A 17,563-nucleotide genomic window follows, 5' to 3' on the forward strand; every position below is an offset into this window, starting at 1 on the left:
GGCGCTTTTGGTCGATTCTTAATGATGTGGTCATAAAAACACCACATCATTTTAATAGTTGTACGTTAGAAACAAGTTACTGTATGAGGACTGCACTATGAAGAGACAAAAGCGTGATCGCCTGGAAAGAGCGCAATCTCAAGGATACAAAGCAGGATTGAACGGACGTTCTCCTGAGGAGTGCCCTTATCAACAAACAGATGCTCGCTCATATTGGCTAGGTGGTTGGCGTGACGCCAGAGATGATAAACACTCAGGTCTCTACAAATAATTTGCCACATACAACATGGTTCTAAGCCCCGAAAGGGGCTTTTTATTATCTTGCATAAACGCCATACAATAAACCATCCATCTAATGCACTATAACTTAATTTATTTATTAAGAATAAAACAGCCATAAGAGCTGCTTCATTCTTAAACTACCTAGATAAAAGTGGCTTTAAAAAGCTGACGTATCTTGGAAAAGACCTACTTTTAAGTCTTTGGCAACGTAAATTTCTTTGCCATCAACGAAGACTTTACCATCAGCGAGGCCCATGACTAACTTACGATTGACGACTCGCTTCATGTGGATCTCATAGGTCACTTTCTTTGCCGTTGGTAAGATTTGTCCGGTAAATTTGACTTCACCAACGCCCAACGCTCTTCCTCTGCCTTTTCCGCCAACCCAGCCGAGAAAGAAACCAACCAATTGCCACATAGCATCTAGACCTAAACAGCCGGGCATAACCGGGTCACCCGGGAAATGACAATCAAAAAACCAAAGATCAGGAGAGATATCCAATTCAGCGAGAATGAGTCCTTTTCCAAAATCGCCTTCTGTTTCTGACATTTTACTCACACGATCCATCATCAACATATTAGGGGCGGGCAGTTGAGGATAACCTTCACCAAATAGTTCACCACGGCTTGAGGCTAGAAGATCTTCACGATTATATGAGTCACGTTTATTGTGCATAGTACTACTCCAATTTCAGATAGGAAGCATGTTAGTGAACGCATGTACGCTAAACAACTCCGATCAGTGTTAGATAAACCAATTTTTTATTCTTTCGACTATTCCGGGTGTTTGAATATGTTTTTCAAAAAATTCAATACGTTCGGCAATTTTGCTGATCACGCTTTCTTGATCATCGCCTCTAAATGGCTTGTTCATCAAAATAGGGATAGCTTCATCCACCGTAGAGACAGGCCAGATATTAAACTCACCGTTCTTAATACTTTCTACGACTTGAGAGTGCAGGGCGAGATGTTTTAAGTTACTTTTAGGAAGGATAACCCCTTGCTGCCCCGTAAAACCATGATGCTGACAAACTCGGTAAAAGCCTTCAATTTTTTCATTCAAACCTCCCACGGCTTGAACTCGGCCAAATTGGTCAACCGCGCCAGTGACAGCAATTTGTTGATCAATCGGATATTCTGATAACGCACTGACTAAAGAACACAATTCGGCCAGCGAAGCACTATCGCCATCCACCTCACTGTATGATTGCTCAAAGACCACGGAAGCAGAGAAAGGTAATGGCACATCAAGATGAAGAGCACTGCTGACAAAGGCTTGCATAATCATCATTCCTTTAGCGTGTAAATTACCGCCCAGTTCAACTTTACGTTCAACATCAGCAATATCACCATCGCCAAAATGAATCACACATGAAATTCGCGCTGGCTCGCCGTAAGATGTCGGATGGCCAGCAACATCAATAACCGTAAGTCCGTTGACTTGTCCAACATGTTCACCTTGTGTTTCAATAATCACTTGCCCATCAAGAATGTCATCTAATGCTCGTTCTGGAAGATAAGAGGCACGATAGTAACGTTGATGGATAGCCTGTTCCACGTGCTGCTGTTCAATCGTTTGCCCTTGAGACTCAATAGCAGACTCTTCGAGTAGTGAGCGATGCCACATGACACAGAGTGGCGCATAATGCTGATCCTCTGTATAACGAGCCCCCGCAGTCATCACTGTTTTAATCGCCTCTGCGGTAAGTAAAGGTAAATCATAGCGTTGAATTAACCAACGTAGATAACCTAAATAGGTCAGCATGCGATCATTTTCAATTTTAATGTCGAGTTCCATTTCACTAAACAGACATAATCCAGCATGAATGTCTGAATCGAGAAAATCGATATCACCGAGTTGATGACGATCACCGACAACAATCAATTTAATGTTATAAGATTGATTGATAGGGGTCTGCAGCAGCGATTTTTTACTCACGTTAATAGGGGATACGGGTTCACCGAGTACCGCCGCTTTTAACATTGGCCAGCAGAGTGGGTTAGCAAGCAAGAGATTCGCTGAAATAATCAAATAACCATTATCCGCTTGTGCTAATAACCCATGAGTTTGATCAATAACTTGACCATTTTTAGCGGTGACTTGCCCAAATAACATGGTCATGTCGAGCGTTTCAGTTCTGACTACTGGTACACGATGAGTATTTTCAAGATGCTCTTGAATCAAACAACGATAAATGGAGTTATCTGGCGCATTGATCAGCAGAACTCGGCTAAAACCCTGTATATGTATGAAACGTTCAATCGCTTGTAACAGTCTTGGTTGAGTGTCGAAAAACGGCACCGCCGTTAATTGCGCAAACTGAGCCAGCGGTTCATTAAAATCGTCATACTGGGGCGTTACTAAACGCCAGATATCTTGTGTCATTGAGTCATCGAAGTGATTAAAAGGATTGAAATTATATAGAAAAACCCTGACTACGAATAGCTTTGTTATCAGGAATACTCATTAGAGCATTTTTATTGCTATGATTGAAACTCAGCAAAGGTTGGGTTACCCTGTCACTATGCTTTTATATGGACTTTGCCGACTATGAAATATCAACAACTCGAAAATCTGGAATGTGGTTGGAAATGGCAGTATTTAATAAAAAAATGGAAAGATGGTGAGCAAATTACTTGCCATATTGATCGTAGTGAAGTGGAAAACGCGATAGTAAAGCTCAAATCTATTGAGTATGAACCCACCTTAGTACTCGATTGGATCGCACAACATATGGCTCCCGAGCTAGAAAACAAGTTAAAACAAGCCATTCGTGCTAAGCGCAAAAGGCATTTTAATGCTGAACAGTTGCACACTCGTAAAAAGTCGATTGATCTCGATTATCGCGTATGGGAAAAATTATCCTCAAGAGCTAACGAACTCGGTTGCACTTTATCAGATGCGATTGAGTATCTACTCAGTGAAGCATCACGTAGTGAAAAAGCAAGCCGCGCGGTGAGCAGTTTAAAAGAAGATCTTAATAAGTTGTTGTCCAATGAGGAGTAAATGAAATGCTGTATGTTATTGTTATTGCGGCAATCGTCATTTTTTGGTTAGTCGCGGTCGATAGACCAATTTTAAAAGTTACCTTCAAATCAGGGCACATAGTAGCAAGCAAGGGGCATTTCCCAGCTACTTTTAAACATAATGTCTGTGAGATAGCAGAGACAACGCCATTTGATGGTCAGATGAAGGTTTACCATCAAAGAACCGGCATGAAACTTATCTTCTCCAAACAAGTACCTAAAAAAGTTCAACAACGGATTCGTAATGTATTTCCTCATCAAGGCTTTAAGATATCAGGACCAAAAGCCAAAAAAGGTCGATAGCTTTTTACGCACGAAATAACGAAATACGGGGCAATACACAGGAGTAGCTAATGGAGAAAAAGCTGAGTCGAAAATTGGGTGTTCAGGGTCAATCCACGATTGAATGTTCCCTTTTAACACTCACCCTTAAGTGCGCATTATGTATATTATGTTAAATAACATACATGCAGATACACGAGACTTATCCTTACAGCGCTCCTATTCTTCCTTTTGCTTATTGTATTAAACATAAGTCTATTTACCATAAAGTATATAATTACCATATTGGTTCATGTTTGCACATTGAACAATATGGTAATTATTCTTGAGGATTTAAATACTGTTTAATAATGCGTTGTAATTCTTGGCTACGAATGGGTTTTAAAACCACATCATTCATGCCCGCTTGTCGAAATGTCGCGTGATCATCTTGCATTGCATGGGCCGTAAGCGCGATGATCGGTGTCTGGATATTCTTACTACGCAAGATTTTCGTCGCTTCAATTCCATCCATCACTGGCATCGAGATATCCATAAGAATCAAATCAAATGCATGGCTAGTTTCTGTTTCTGTTTCTGTTAATGATACGGCTTGTTGTCCATCACTCACCATGGTGACGTTGTAACCCATGCGCGATAAGATTAACTGGATGACCATTTGGTTAGTTTTGGTATCTTCAACAACTAAGATATGTCCTTGGCTACTCTGACTACTGGAGGCTTGTTTTAAAATAGGTTCAAGGGGATCAATCTTAATGCTATTTGTTTGTCGTGAATTGACGGGAAGACGGATGGTAAAATGGCTGCCTTGTCCTAAAGAACTGCTGACTGAAATCGTTCCTTTCATCAATTCTACAAGGTGTTTAGTAATCGCTAAGCCAAGCCCTGTGCCACCATAATGACGAGTAATAGAGCTATCGGCTTGAATGAATGGAGAAAACAAGTGTTCTATTCGCTCAGGCTCAATTCCAATTCCGGTGTCTTCGACATGGATGACCAACTCATTTCTTGCGGTACTTAACCGGACATCAACAGAGCCTGCTTCGGTGAATTTGATCGCATTACCAATCACGTTGAACAGTATTTGCATTAAACGTACAGGATCAACCCAATATTCATAATGATCACAAATTGATGTTCGAACATTAAAGCGGATCCCTTTAGCAACACACGCTTTATGATGATAAGACAAAGCATGAACAAGCTTCTTGTGCAAATGAACCCAGTGACGATGTAACTTAAAGTGCCCTGATTCTATGCGACTTAAATCAAGAATATCATTGATGATCACTAACAGAAGTTCTGCTGAATTTTCCATTTGTTCTAATAACTCAAGTTGAGAGTGATTAGAGTCTTCTCGCAAAATATCAATTAACCCTAAAACAGCATTGAGCGGCGTTCTCAGCTCATGACTCATCATCGCTAAAAATTGCGACTTAGCTTGGTTAGCATGTTCTGCTTGCTGCTGTGCAATATAGAGTTCATGAGTTTTTATACGCACTAAGCTTTGCAATTCTTCTTTATGTTCAATATCGTTAATAGCCCGCTCGAGGAGTGGACGAAAACGTTGCAACGTTGCTTTAGTCTCTAAACTAAACTGCCCTTTCCTACTGCCTAAAAGCAGTAATACGGAATCGCTGGTTTGCGTTTGGATACCCGTGATTAACGCGGAGTTTATTGTGTTTTGAAGAAATGGATTAAGATTTTGAAATTCGGCAAGCTTGGTGGGCTCAAATAGGATAATACACTCGCCTTGTAATACTCGTTGAAATTTATCACCATTAAGCCACTGCTTGCCTTGAAACGCGATATTCGAGGACAGAAATGTTGAAAATAACGAATTTGGCGTGTTTTTAGCAATAACAATAAAATCATCAAAGTTAATATATCGATGAAGGACGTTTTTAAGCTCTTCAAATATCTGATATTTATTATCAGCATGACTAAGCGCCGATATGGCGCTGAGAATAACACGGTTCTCTTCCGCTAAGCGAAGCTCTCTCTCTTTACTTCTCTCTAACTCAAGTAGCACCTCACTCAGCTGCTCATTTTTGTCTTGTTCTATCATCTTTGTCTATTCTGACTCATAGAAGATAACCGATGCTATCATTAAATTTCCGTGGGCATTCTCGCCACCAATAAAACGTCCCTGTTCACCAAAAGTGAATGGACAAATAAAAGGCTGACCATGCATTTGCTCGACCAGTTTTTTATGAACGAGTTGTACATCTTCTCCTAGACGGAGCATTGCCCCTGCACAATAGATGATAATCGAGCCGAGCAGTAATGACTCATGATAGTTTTGTGTATTTGCATCTTGGATCACTCGTGATGCTCGATTGAGTAGCTGTTCTTTTGAACCGGTCATCAAACTTATTTTTTCGCCTTCATTAATCGTAGCAAATAGTTCAAGCGATCCATCATTGAGCATTTGAATAGGATGACACAATTTATAGTAAGGCTGTTGATTAACATATCCGGCCACTCTTCCTAAAGGAAATCGAGTCACATGCTCAAACAGATGTCGATCGTTAAATTGAATATTGGAGTGATCGCTGATCCACTCTTTATAAATAGCCGAGGCTGGCTCACCATCAATACTCTGAATACATCGATGGCTAGCTTGGGTAATTTCGCCTTCAAACTCAGTCGGTGAATAACCAGCACTAAAACCCGAGGTTAGTGGCTTAGATGGAAAAAATAGCTGCAAAGCTATGCCATTAGAGCTCCATCCCTGTTGGGTAATGATAGACCATTGTTTTTGAATATGATTATCAGCTGCGCTCCCACCGATAATAGGAACGTGAGTGCCAAAGGTTGCATCAATCGCATCAATAAATGCCTCTTCATGGCCGGGTGTCGAATGCAACAGAATTAAGCTTGGTACTTCACCAATTCTATTCGCTTGTCGCAAAGCTTGTTGAATAGCGACATAAGCGGCTTGCCGATCATCCTCTTGACCTAACTCGACTAAACCAGTGCCATACGCACTATAAGAGCAGTCATAAATAGCCATTAAAGCCACAACAGGCCCGATATGAAATCCTTTATCAGTCATGATCGCTTGGCATGAAGAACAGCCAATAAATGGGATTCCTGGAAAATGTAGGCGAAGTTCTTGCTGTATCTGCTTCGCGGAATACTCTTGTGAGTAGTAGCAAATTAGGTTGGACAAGCCATCTTTTTTCAATGTTTCTGCTAACTGCCCTATTGCGTCTTCAGGTCTCGTGGCATGAGTAAAAGTGGTAGTAAATTGCATATATCAAACTAATAAAGATGCGTTAATGATGCAATATTAACACGATACTTTTTTATTGACTGTCTTTGTACTGCAAGGATTGGGTGTTTTCGTGATCGATAGACTCATTTTTTAACGTTGGGTGTTCTTTAGCGGCTTCTTTATCTGTTGAATAATGAGTTATAGTGCGCCAGGTGAATGCCGATATCAGAATAGTTAACATAACGATTATTTGAATCAGCTTGTTTTTTGTCAGTTTTTCTGCTGGCATTAGAGGGTGTCCTTTATCATCAATGACTAACCGAATCAGTAACTTGGTCTTGCAGTGCTCATCGTGGGTATGTAAATAGAAAGAAGAGAGTACTACATCCGCTTTTAAATGTTAACGTCCGTGACCATGATACCGATTACCAATATTAACTGTGCTTACTCTCTTTAGTTGTTTATGGATCACTATCCTTTGACGATAATGAATGCTAGAATTCTTGATGTACATCAATTTAGTGAAAGGTTGTTATGATTTCTGAAAAGCCTGCGGCAAAGCGTATTCAATCTGGTGGCTGCGCCATTCATTGTCAAGACTGTAGTATCAGTCAACTTTGCATTCCGTTTACACTGAACGAATCAGAACTGGACCAGCTTGACCAAATTATTGAGCGTAAAAAGCCGATTCAAAAAGGACAAGCGCTCTTCAAAGCCGGTGATGAACTTCGCTCTCTGTACGCGATTCGTTCAGGAACCATTAAAAGTTATACCATCACTGAACAAGGTGATGAACAGATTACCGCTTTTCACCTTGCCGGTGATTTGGTTGGGTTCGATGCCATCACTGGCGACTCTCATCCAAGTTTTGCTCAGGCATTAGAAACCTCAATGGTTTGTGAAATACCGTATGAAATCTTAGATGACCTTTCTGGAAAAATGCCTAAGTTACGCCAACAAATTATGCGTTTGATGAGTAACGAGATTAAGGGCGATCAAGAGATGATCCTATTACTCTCAAAAAAGAATGCCGAAGAGAGATTGGCGGCCTTCTTGTATAATCTATCAACGCGTTTTTCTCAACGAGGATTTAGCCCTCGCGAATTCCGTTTAACCATGACTCGTGGTGACATTGGCAATTACTTAGGCTTAACCGTAGAAACTATCAGTCGTTTACTGGGACGTTTTCAAAAATCAGAAATGCTTAGCGTGAAAGGCAAATACATCACAATTTTAGATCATGACGCTTTAATGCAATTAGCGGGTGTATCGAAAGACAGCAAGTAATTCTTGATTCATGGCGATGATGCAGCACTTTGATGAGCTGCATCATACTTTTCTTAAAAAACTGACTCTCTTCACTAAAACTCTCTCTCCAACTGCGTTAAAGTATCTCTAAGGTCTGTGAGTTATTGACCTCCTCCACAAACAAGGAGTTTGTTATGAGTATCTATAGCAAAATATTAGTTGTTGCAGACATTAATCACGATGAACAACCGGCATTAGCCAGAGCAGTTCAGCTAGCAGCAAAAAGCCAATCCCCGAGTCATATCACTTTCTTTATGTCGATTTATGATTTTTCTTATGACATGACTTCGATGCTTTCTATTGATGAACGAGATGCGATGCGCAGAGGCGTGATTCAACAACGAGAACAATGGATGAGAAGCGTTGCTGAACCTTATATCGATTCATCCATTCAATTTGATGTAAAGGTGGTTTGGCACAATCGTCCTTACGAGGCGATCATTGCAGAAGTCTTCTCTGGTCAACATGATATTCTTATCAAAGGCACTCATAAACATGATGTATTGGAATCAGTAATATTTACTCCTACTGATTGGCATCTACTGCGCAAATGCCCGACTCCTGTTTTACTGGTTAAACACAGTCACTGGCCTGAGAATGCGAATATTATCGCCTCTGTTCACGTGGGGTCAGAGGTTGATACTCATATTCAGCTCAACGATATCATGGTCGAACAATTACTCAATTTAACTCAACGTCTTGGGGCATCGCCCTATTTAGTTAATGCTTACCCGGTAACGCCAGCCAATATTACGATTGAGCTACCTGAGTTTGACCCGACCACTTATACTGATGCCGTTCGTGGCCATCACCTCACATCGATGAAAGCACTAAGACAAAAACATGGTTTAGATGAAAGCCAAACTATTGTTCAACAAGGTTTACCTGAAGATGTTATTCCCGAGGCAGCCAAAACGCTTGATGCGGCGATGGTCATTTTAGGAACGACAGGGCGAACTGGACTTTCAGCCGTCTTTATTGGTAATACCGCTGAACAAGTCATTGATAAAATCAACTGTGATGTCCTTGCCCTAAAACCCGCTGGGTATATTAGTCCTCTTGATCCTAACATCGCTAGCTAAACACTCTGTTTGCTATTTATAAGTCCCCATCCCCTTGGTTGGGGATTTTTTGTTATCGGGCATGCTTAATACTGGCATCTTGTCAGTAGATCCGTATTATACGCACTTCATTTTGTGTGGAAGATTAAAGAACGAAAGCCAATGACAGAGCAAACTCAAGAGTTGACTAAAGCCCAACATTATAATTTCAATAAGCTACAAAAACGTATTCGTCGTAATACGGGGCAAGCTATTGCTGACTTTAATATGATTGAAGATGGCGACCGAATCATGGTCTGTTTATCGGGAGGCAAAGACAGCTTCACGATGCTCGACATTCTGATGAGTTTGCAAAAAAGTGCACCGATCACCTTCTCACTCATCGCTGTCAATCTTGATCAAAAACAACCCGGATTTCCTGAACATATTCTACCTGAATACCTTCAAGAATTAGGCGTTGAGTATAAGATCATTGAAGAAGACACCTATTCCATCGTACAAGATAAAGTTCCCGAAGGTAAAACCACGTGCGCTCTGTGTTCTCGCCTACGCCGTGGTATTTTATATCGCGCAGCGAAGGAGTTAGGGGCCACTAAAATTGCTTTAGGCCATCACCGTGATGACATTATTGAAACCTTGTTTTTGAATATGTTCTATGGCGGAAAAATGAAAGGGATGCCACCTAAGTTAGTCTCTGACAATGGCGAGCATGTGGTGATTCGCCCTCTTGCTTACTGCAGAGAAAAAGACATCATCAAATACGCAAACCATCGCGCTTATCCTATCATTCCCTGCAATTTATGTGGTTCGCAGCCTAATATGCAGCGCCAAAATATTAAGCAGATGCTTAATGCTTGGGATAAACAGTTTCCTGGTCGTATAGAAACCATGTTTAGAGCCATGCAAAATGTCGTGCCTAGCCATCTTGCCGACTTTGAATTATTTGATTTTAAATCGATCAATCGTGATTCTGGCGTCATTAATGGTGGTGACATTGGTTTTGATAAAGAACCCGTCCCACAGCCTATTCTCGATGAAGACGATACAGTGATACCGTTTGATCCTGCATTAAAATTAGACGTGACTAACTTGTAGCATGTTGTTGATAACCAGTTGAACGGATACCAATAAGGCTGCCACTGGGCAGCCTTATTGGTATTTTCAGGTTATTGCTCTACCCAATAAACTTGATTATGGCGGATCATCGCCTGTACATCTTGCACATAATCCGCGCCACGCTCAGAGTAACGCAATAATCCATTACTCAAAGCCAGCGCACTATCCACACTGAATAAATTTGCGTCATTTTTACGCAGCTGTTGCCGAATATTGCGCAAATCACGATAAGCCGCGTTACGATTCACATTCATAAAATAACGATGAATCGATTCTTGCACCGAAGAAAACTTGGCAACTTCATGGGTCATTCCTGCGCCTCTTGCTGCTGGTACTACCCCACAGCCCGGAGAATAGCACCACTGACCAAAATAGTTATTCGCTTCAATAGCAAAACGCGAAGTTCCCCAGGCGGACTCATTAGCAGCTTGAGTCAGCACTAACGCTTCTGGTAAAACGTCAACACGCTGTAACATACCATTCAGCCATTCACTACTCAGTCGATTTCCCTTATTCAGTGCTAAACCGTATTGTTCAGCCAATTGAGCCGCCAGTGTCTTATCTTTGGCTGACAGTTTGCCTTGCTGAAAACGGGTAGCTAGTCGTTGCAATTGTTGCCTTTCTTGTAAAATACGTTGGTTCTCAAACGCAACTCCAGGTCTTAAGTAAGAAAAAAATGCCTCTTTTTTCTCTGCTATATCCGTTATCGATGAAAAATCAGGGGCTGCTGATACTGCATGGCCGGTTAACTCAACCGAAGGGTGATCAGCAGTCCGGGTTGAGTAATAAAGACTCAATCCAATCAACACCATCGCTAACCCTATGAGGATAAAGCGCTTACGCATTAAAAATTTGTGAATTTGCATCATGATCATCATCGCTATTGGTTTTCTTCGTGGCAACGATTTGTAAACGAATACCAAACATATTACGGTAAATAATGCCTTTCACATGAAAAAAGAAAGGCAGAACAAAGATTAAGCCAATACCATAAAACAGGACGGCAGCTACGAACATCAACATCAGTAAAGCGTAGATGCCCGCTAAAGGTAGCAGTTTTTTGTTCACTGCACGTAATGATAGCCACAGTGCTTGCATCGGGGGAACTTTCTTTTCACAGATCAGTAAAATCGAATTACTAAAAGCCAGTGAAAAATACATCGAGAGGAGTGGGAAAACCATCCCGGCAACCCCTTGTAGTACTAGGCTCAATAATGAAGCAATAATTACTGGTATGGTGAACTGCAACCCTTTAGTAATATGATTGGTCCTAGTTTTAAGCCCGGCAGCATGACTCATGGCCATTAAACTCACGCCAGCATAAATCGGAGCACTGACTACTTCGTAACTAAAGTTAGCAATCAAAATCCCTTGAATAACGCCCGGAGGGATATTGCCCTCTTGAGCAAATAAAGAAAAGATGACCGACGGATCGCCGACCATTAATCTGAAGGCAATGATAAAAATCGCCAATTGGATCACGACCAAAATAACAATGGCAGGAGAAAAAGACAGGAAGTGTTTCAGGGTACAATCCCATGCTTCTTTTAGTACCTCACCTATCTTAAGTTGGTAATCACCAGAAAGAGCGCGTTCCAACGTTCCCCCTAAGTTAAAATCTTTCTCGATATTATTGCTCATAATTCGCCCTAGTTTGGCCTGTCAAAAATGCTTTCGAAACAAATGGAGATAGTTTTTCATTATACTGAAATACCGTCGAGTCTAAAATCTTACTGTCAAACTCAGCTTGCTTTATGCTTCATATGGCTGATAATTGACCACTTAAAAGCCTTTATTATTCGTTAACAGGTCATGGTAAAGAATCATCACTCAACGATGCAAAATTTTTTCTGTTTCAAGATAAGAAAATACTTTGATTTCGTCGGGTATGCTAATTATGATGCGCCCTTTGAAAAGGTATAACCAGTGTATAAATTGGATGTATAAGTACACCAAGTATGATTCTGATTTATGACTGGTTTTCGTGTTATACCCGAACAACCGAGAGTGATGGCAACGTCTGCTGCCACTTTAAGCTAAACGGGAATAATAATGCACTGTATATCACGCTCCTATACTCAAAAAAGTTAAGGACGATTGTTTGAATGAACCATTAGCCATTCAACGACGTTTTTGCCATTTTTTGGGTATACAACCACTGTGGGAGAAAAACAGACGTTGAACAAACAACACTCGGTAGGAAAGCCAGTTATTCGTCTATCTGGCATTAGCAAAAGCTTTGATGGTAAAGAGATCATTTCTCACCTGAATTTAGATGTCAATCACGGTGAATTCTTAACTATACTTGGCCCATCAGGGTGTGGGAAAACCACCGTACTACGAATGATTGCTGGTTTTGAGACGGTCGATAACGGCCAGATCTTACTTGACGGTCAAGATGTGACTCAAGTTCCTGCTGAGCAGAGGCATGTCAACACGGTCTTCCAAAGTTACGCCTTGTTTCCTCATATGACCGTGTTTGATAACGTAGCCTTCGGATTGCGTATGCAGAAAGTACCAAGCGCAGAGATTGAACCACGAGTAATGGAAGCCCTACGCATGGTTCGTTTAGAGCAAATGGCGCAACGTAAGCCACATCAGCTTTCTGGTGGTCAGCAACAACGTATTGCGATTGCTCGTGCCGTGGTCAATAAACCTAAAGTGTTATTGTTGGATGAATCTTTATCCGCTCTCGATTATAAACTGCGTAAACAGATGCAAATCGAGCTGAAGCAACTCCAACGTCAACTGGGTATAACCTTCATCTTCGTTACTCACGATCAAGAAGAAGCTTTATCCATGTCGGATCGAATCATTGTTATGCGCGATGGATGCATTGAGCAAGATGGTTCACCACGTGAAATTTATGAAGAGCCAAAAAACCTATTTGTTGCCCGATTTATCGGTGAGATCAACGTATTTAATGCCGTCACTCAAGATCGTATCGATGATAAGTGCATTAACGTACAGATCGAAGGCGTTCCTGCGATTGTCTATTATGATCAACCCGTGACTAGCGGCGATAAACTGCAAGTCTTACTGCGTCCAGAAGATTTACGCATTGAAGAGATCAAAGAATCAGAAAGTGCGGGTATTGTTGGTCATGTTATCGATCGTACTTATAAAGGCATGACGTTAGAGTCAGTGGTTGAATTAGAGTCAGGCATGCGCGTTATGGTGAGTGAATTCTTTAACGAGGATGATCCAGACGTAGACCACTCTATCGGCCAGAAAGTCGCCATCACTTGGGTTGAAAGCTGGGAGGTCGTCCTCAATGATGAGCAACAAGCTTAATCTACAAAACGCAATTATTGTTTTGATTGTCGGCTGGTTAGGGCTGTTTGTTCTGATCCCCAATCTGATGATCATTGTGACCAGCTTTTTAACGCGTGATGAATCGAACTTAATCGCTTTTACCTTTACGTTCGATAACTATCTTCGTTTAATGGATCCGATTTATGCCAGAGTGATGCTGCACTCATTTTACATGGCTATCGTGGCGACCTTAATTTGCCTTGTGGTCGGCTATCCATTTGCGTATATCGTTGCCAAAATGCCACAAAAATGGCGCCCTATTATGCTGTTTTTAGTGATTGTTCCATTTTGGACTAACTCACTGATCCGTACCTATGGATTAAAAATTGTTTTGGGCACTCAAGGTATTTTGAATAAAGCATTATTAAGCATCGGCATCATCGATACTCCGATCCGTATCATGTTCACCGAAACCGCGGTAATGATTGGTTTAGTGTATATCTTGTTGCCATTTATGATTCTGCCTCTCTATTCTGCGATCGAGAAGCTCGATCATACTTATATAGAAGCAGCACGAGATCTTGGTGCGAACAAGTTGCAAACGCTGATTAAAGTCATTTTACCCTTAACCATGCCCGGCATTATTGGCGGTTGTTTACTGGTACTGCTACCAGCATTAGGAATGTTCTATATTTCTGATTTACTGGGAGGGGCGAAAAACTTATTGATCGGTAACGTCATTAAGAGCCAAGTGCTCAACGCCCGAGACTGGCCATTTGGTGCGGCGACAAGTATTGCCCTCACCTTAGCCATGGCCGTCATGCTCTATGCGTACTATCGAGCAGGAAAACTCTTGAATAAGAAATCGGAGCTAAGCTAATGGGAAAGACAGTTCGATTTAGCTTTATGAGCTTAGTGTACTTATTTTTGTACCTACCGATTATTGTTTTGATTGTGAACTCTTTTAACGACAACCGCTTTGGGATTCGTTGGGGTGGCTTCACGACCAAGTGGTATCATGCTTTGATTAATAATGACAGCTTAATGCAAGCCGCCTGGCACTCTATCAATATTGCGGTCTTTTCAGCGACCGCAGCGACAATTATTGGTAGCTTGACGGCTGTTGCCCTATTTCGTTACCAGTTTAAAGGTAAGAAAATGGTCAATGGCATGCTGTTTGTTGTCATGATGTCACCAGATATCGTAATGGCAATTTCATTACTGGCGCTGTTTTTAGTCCTCGGCTTTCAATTGGGCTTTCTAACCCTTTTGATTGCGCACATCACCTTCTGCTTACCCTTTGTGGTCGTCACGGTTTACAGCCGTTTGAATGGTTTTGATGTGAAGATGTTAGAAGCGGCAAAAGATCTCGGAGCAAGCGAATGGGTTATATTGAAAAATATTATTTTCCCACTTGCTAAGCCAGCCGTTGCGGCTGGTTGGTTATTAAGTTTTACCTTGTCACTCGATGATGTCATCATCAGTTCTTTTGTGACAGGACCAACCTATGAAATTCTCCCTTTAAAGATTTACTCTATGGTTAGGGTTGGGATTTCACCGGAAGTGAATGCGTTAGCGACTGTGATGTTAGTGGTTTCATTAATCCTTGTGATCACTTCACAGTTGTTAGCCAGAGAAAAAGTGAAGTAATATACTCACTGCATGTTAAAAACACGAAACAGAATGGCCACCATGACCATTCTGTTTCTCTATGTAACGCCCTAATGGGCAACGTTTGGTTTGGAGCTAACGTCGATGAAAAAATGGGCTACTTTATTAGCTGGTAGTGCATGTGCGCTTTCACTGTTGTCAAATTCAGCTATCGCGCAAGATAAAGAATTGGTTTTCATGAACTGGGGACCTTACATTAACAGTAATATCCTTGAACAGTTTACTCGTGAAACCGGTATCAAAGTCATTTACTCAACTTATGAGTCAAATGAAACTTTATACGCCAGACTAAAAACCCATAATCAGGGCTACGATCTTATTGTTCCTTCGACCTATTTCGTATCCAAAATGCGTGATGAGGGTATGATTCAGAAAATAGATAAGTCTAAGCTGTCTAATTTCAGTAATTTAGACGCTAACTACCTGAATAAACCTTATGATCCGAACAACGACTACTCGATTCCGCATGTGGTCGCCATTACCGGTTTAGCGGTCAATACCGATATGTATGACCCGAATGATTTCCAAAGCTGGGGTGACCTATGGAAGCCAGAGCTGGCGAGACAATTGATGTTAATGGACGATACTCGCGAAGTGTTCCATATCGCTCTGCGTAAACTCGGCTATTCCGGTAATACCACTGACGATAAGCAAATTGATGAAGCCTACGCTGAATTGCGTAAATTAATGCCGAATGTTTTGGTGTTTAACTCTGACAACCCTGCTGCACCCTATCTTGCTGGTGAAGTCGGTTTAGGGATGTTATGGAATGGCTCTGCAGCGGCAGCGCAAAATGAAGGATTACCGATCAAACTGATCTTCCCGAAAGAAGGCGGTATTGGTTGGGTCGATAACTTCGCCATTGCTTCAGGAGCGAAAAATGTCGACGCCGCCCATAAGATGATCGACTTTTTACTGCGCCCTGAAATCGCTGAGCAAATCTCTCGTGATACTGGCTACTTAACAGGTGTGGCGGAATCGAACGCTAAGTTCAAAGATATCGCCCCCCTATTCCCATCTCAAGAAGATTTAGATCGCGTGGAGTGGCAAGATGCGGTGGGAGACAAAACCATTAAGTATGAAAACTACTTTATGCGTTTAAAATCAGGTTTATAAACCTACGAGCTTAAGTAAATGGGCAGCATTAGCTGCCTATTTTTTTGTGAGCTGGTATACTTGGCGGCTGATTTAGCTAATCTCTCTAGCCTATTTGGGCTTTTGCTACCAAAATACGGAATTGTAATGAAGAAAAGTAAACTGTATGCGGGCGTACTATGCGCAGCGACTCTATTCACTACCCACGCGATGGCCAACGATACCGAGCTGTATTTTTATAACTGGTCGGAATATATCCCTAGCGATGTACTAGAAGAATTTAGTAAAGAAACCGGTATCCGAGTTATTTATTCGACGTACGAATCAAACGAAAGCATGTACGCGAAGTTAAAAACCCAAGGTGCTGGTTATGACTTAGTGGTTCCTTCAACTTATTTTGTCTCTAAGATGCGCAAAGAAGGCATGCTGCAACCCATCGACAAAAATCAATTAAGTCATTTTGCGGATCTTGACCCTAATTTTCTCAATAAATCTTTTGATCCCGAAAACCGTTACTCAATCCCTTATATCTGGGGAGCGACAGGTATTGGCATTAACACCGACATGCTTGATAAATCAGCACTGACCAATTGGAACGATTTATGGGATGCCAAATGGCGTGGTCAGCTTATGCTGATGGATGACGCTCGTGAAGTGTTCCATATGGCTTTAAGTAAATTGGGTTACTCGCCAAATAGTACCAATCCAGAAGAGATTGAAGCCGCTTATCAAGAGCTAACCAAACTGATGCCAAATGTCTTGGTCTTTAACTCTGATTTCCCAGCCAACCCGTTTTTAGCCGGAGAAGTTTCGCTTGGGATGTTGTGGAATGGGTCTGCCTACATGGCGCGTCAAGAAGGAGCCAATATTGAGATTATTTGGCCAGAAAAAGGCGCTATTTTCTGGATGGACAGCATTGCGATTCCTGCAGGAGCGAAAAATATCGAAGCGGCACATAAAATGATCGACTTCTTATTGCGTCCGGAAAATGCAGCAAAAATTGCGCTGGAAATCGGCTATCCAACACCAGTCAAAACGGCCCATAAGCTATTACCTGCCGAGTTTGTCAATGACCCGAATATCTTCCCACCACAATCAGTCATGGATAGCGGTGAATGGCAAGATGATGTCGGTGAAGCATCAATATTATACGATAACTACTTCCAACGCTTAAAAGTGAAGTAATCAGCGATTCTATCAATGTGAAAAAGCGGCTGATGCCGCTTTTTTCTTGCCTGTTTTCTGT

General features: G+C 41.5%; 18 protein-coding genes. 11 read left to right on the plus strand and 7 right to left on the minus strand.

All coding sequences use genetic code 11. From position 1 onward, the window contains the following. The first annotated feature begins 97 nt into the window (after positions 1-97). Positions 98-271 carry a ribosome modulation factor gene (rmf, locus tag FKQ60_RS00685; protein ID WP_040904313.1) on the plus strand — a complete coding sequence of 58 codons (174 nt, stop codon included), beginning with the start codon at positions 98-100 and terminating at the stop codon, positions 269-271. Positions 272-439: 168 nt separating this feature from the next. On the opposite strand, the gene fabA is transcribed toward rmf, so the two are convergent. Together fabA and FKQ60_RS00695 are read right to left on the minus strand one after the other, a co-directional pair. Beyond that, positions 440-958, minus strand: a complete 519-nt coding sequence (gene fabA / locus FKQ60_RS00690; RefSeq protein ID WP_170905849.1) for a bifunctional 3-hydroxydecanoyl-ACP dehydratase/trans-2-decenoyl-ACP isomerase — start codon at positions 956-958, stop codon at positions 440-442. Positions 959-1,027: 69 nt separating this feature from the next. After that, positions 1,028-2,668, minus strand: coding sequence for a Lon protease family protein (locus FKQ60_RS00695; RefSeq protein WP_004395284.1), 1,641 nt, complete (start codon positions 2,666-2,668; stop codon positions 1,028-1,030). A gap of 165 nt (positions 2,669-2,833) precedes the next feature. Here FKQ60_RS00695 and matP point away from each other — a divergent pair, with 165 nt between their 5' ends. Both matP and FKQ60_RS00705 read left to right on the plus strand, forming a co-directional pair. Next, complete coding sequence (matP, locus tag FKQ60_RS00700; protein WP_154168209.1) at positions 2,834-3,289, plus strand: macrodomain Ter protein MatP; 456 nt, start codon at positions 2,834-2,836, stop codon at positions 3,287-3,289. 5 nt (positions 3,290-3,294) lie between these two features. Next, a complete protein-coding gene (locus FKQ60_RS00705) occupies positions 3,295-3,612 on the plus strand; it encodes a DUF3634 family protein (protein WP_158138443.1) in 318 nt (105 codons plus the stop codon). A 298-nt stretch (positions 3,613-3,910) separates the two neighbouring features. On the opposite strand, the gene FKQ60_RS00710 is transcribed toward FKQ60_RS00705, so the two are convergent. The 3 genes from FKQ60_RS00710 to FKQ60_RS00720 all read right to left on the minus strand — a co-directional run bounded on the left by FKQ60_RS00710 (position 3,911) and on the right by FKQ60_RS00720 (position 7,100). Beyond that, a complete protein-coding gene (locus FKQ60_RS00710; protein ID WP_170905965.1) occupies positions 3,911-5,656 on the minus strand; it encodes an ATP-binding protein in 1,746 nt (581 codons plus the stop codon). A gap of 9 nt (positions 5,657-5,665) precedes the next feature. Beyond that, on the minus strand, positions 5,666-6,781 hold the full coding sequence (locus FKQ60_RS00715; protein ID WP_170905966.1) for an FIST N-terminal domain-containing protein: 1,116 nt from the start codon (positions 6,779-6,781) through the stop codon (positions 5,666-5,668). A gap of 121 nt (positions 6,782-6,902) precedes the next feature. Next, positions 6,903-7,100: a hypothetical protein gene (locus FKQ60_RS00720; protein WP_170905807.1), complete on the minus strand. Its 198-nt coding sequence runs from the start codon at positions 7,098-7,100 to the stop codon at positions 6,903-6,905. Between the two features lie 245 nt (positions 7,101-7,345). Between FKQ60_RS00720 and FKQ60_RS00725 the strand changes: the two genes are divergently transcribed. From FKQ60_RS00725 to ttcA, 3 genes are all read left to right on the plus strand, one after another. After that, positions 7,346-8,098 (plus strand): FNR family transcription factor, encoded by a 753-nt coding sequence (locus tag FKQ60_RS00725; protein WP_072669111.1) that lies wholly within the window; start codon positions 7,346-7,348, stop codon positions 8,096-8,098. A gap of 155 nt (positions 8,099-8,253) precedes the next feature. Continuing rightward, positions 8,254-9,201: a universal stress protein UspE gene (uspE, locus tag FKQ60_RS00730; RefSeq protein WP_115152734.1), complete on the plus strand. Its 948-nt coding sequence runs from the start codon at positions 8,254-8,256 to the stop codon at positions 9,199-9,201. A 141-nt stretch (positions 9,202-9,342) separates the two neighbouring features. After that, complete coding sequence (ttcA, locus tag FKQ60_RS00735; protein ID WP_004395278.1) at positions 9,343-10,275, plus strand: tRNA 2-thiocytidine(32) synthetase TtcA; 933 nt, start codon at positions 9,343-9,345, stop codon at positions 10,273-10,275. A 71-nt stretch (positions 10,276-10,346) separates the two neighbouring features. Here ttcA and FKQ60_RS00740 read toward each other — a convergent pair whose 3' ends face one another. Both FKQ60_RS00740 and FKQ60_RS00745 read right to left on the minus strand, forming a co-directional pair. Continuing rightward, positions 10,347-11,141 (minus strand): glucosaminidase domain-containing protein, encoded by a 795-nt coding sequence (locus FKQ60_RS00740; protein ID WP_170904807.1) that lies wholly within the window; start codon positions 11,139-11,141, stop codon positions 10,347-10,349. Beyond that, positions 11,134-11,937: a hypothetical protein gene (locus FKQ60_RS00745; protein ID WP_004395276.1), complete on the minus strand. Its 804-nt coding sequence runs from the start codon at positions 11,935-11,937 to the stop codon at positions 11,134-11,136. Before FKQ60_RS00745 ends, FKQ60_RS00740 begins: the two co-directional genes overlap by 8 nt. Positions 11,938-12,456: 519 nt before the next feature. Between FKQ60_RS00745 and potA the strand changes: the two genes are divergently transcribed. From potA to FKQ60_RS00770, 5 genes are all read left to right on the plus strand, one after another. Continuing rightward, positions 12,457-13,590, plus strand: a complete 1,134-nt coding sequence (gene potA, locus FKQ60_RS00750; protein WP_040904817.1) for a spermidine/putrescine ABC transporter ATP-binding protein PotA — start codon at positions 12,457-12,459, stop codon at positions 13,588-13,590. Then, positions 13,574-14,431 carry a spermidine/putrescine ABC transporter permease PotB gene (potB, locus tag FKQ60_RS00755; protein ID WP_004395274.1) on the plus strand — a complete coding sequence of 286 codons (858 nt, stop codon included), beginning with the start codon at positions 13,574-13,576 and terminating at the stop codon, positions 14,429-14,431. Before potA ends, potB begins: the two co-directional genes overlap by 17 nt. Beyond that, positions 14,431-15,201 (plus strand): spermidine/putrescine ABC transporter permease PotC, encoded by a 771-nt coding sequence (gene potC, locus FKQ60_RS00760; RefSeq protein WP_004395273.1) that lies wholly within the window; start codon positions 14,431-14,433, stop codon positions 15,199-15,201. The genes potB and potC overlap by 1 nt, the downstream gene beginning before the upstream one ends. Positions 15,202-15,306: 105 nt before the next feature. Continuing rightward, positions 15,307-16,338 (plus strand): extracellular solute-binding protein, encoded by a 1,032-nt coding sequence (locus FKQ60_RS00765; RefSeq protein ID WP_040904305.1) that lies wholly within the window; start codon positions 15,307-15,309, stop codon positions 16,336-16,338. A 126-nt stretch (positions 16,339-16,464) separates the two neighbouring features. Then, positions 16,465-17,502 carry an extracellular solute-binding protein gene (locus FKQ60_RS00770; RefSeq protein ID WP_154168197.1) on the plus strand — a complete coding sequence of 346 codons (1,038 nt, stop codon included), beginning with the start codon at positions 16,465-16,467 and terminating at the stop codon, positions 17,500-17,502. Positions 17,503-17,563 lie beyond the last annotated feature (61 nt).

Origin of the sequence: Vibrio sp. A11, from assembly GCF_013048705.1 — a bacterium.
Taxonomy (GTDB): domain Bacteria; phylum Pseudomonadota; class Gammaproteobacteria; order Enterobacterales; family Vibrionaceae; genus Vibrio; species Vibrio metschnikovii.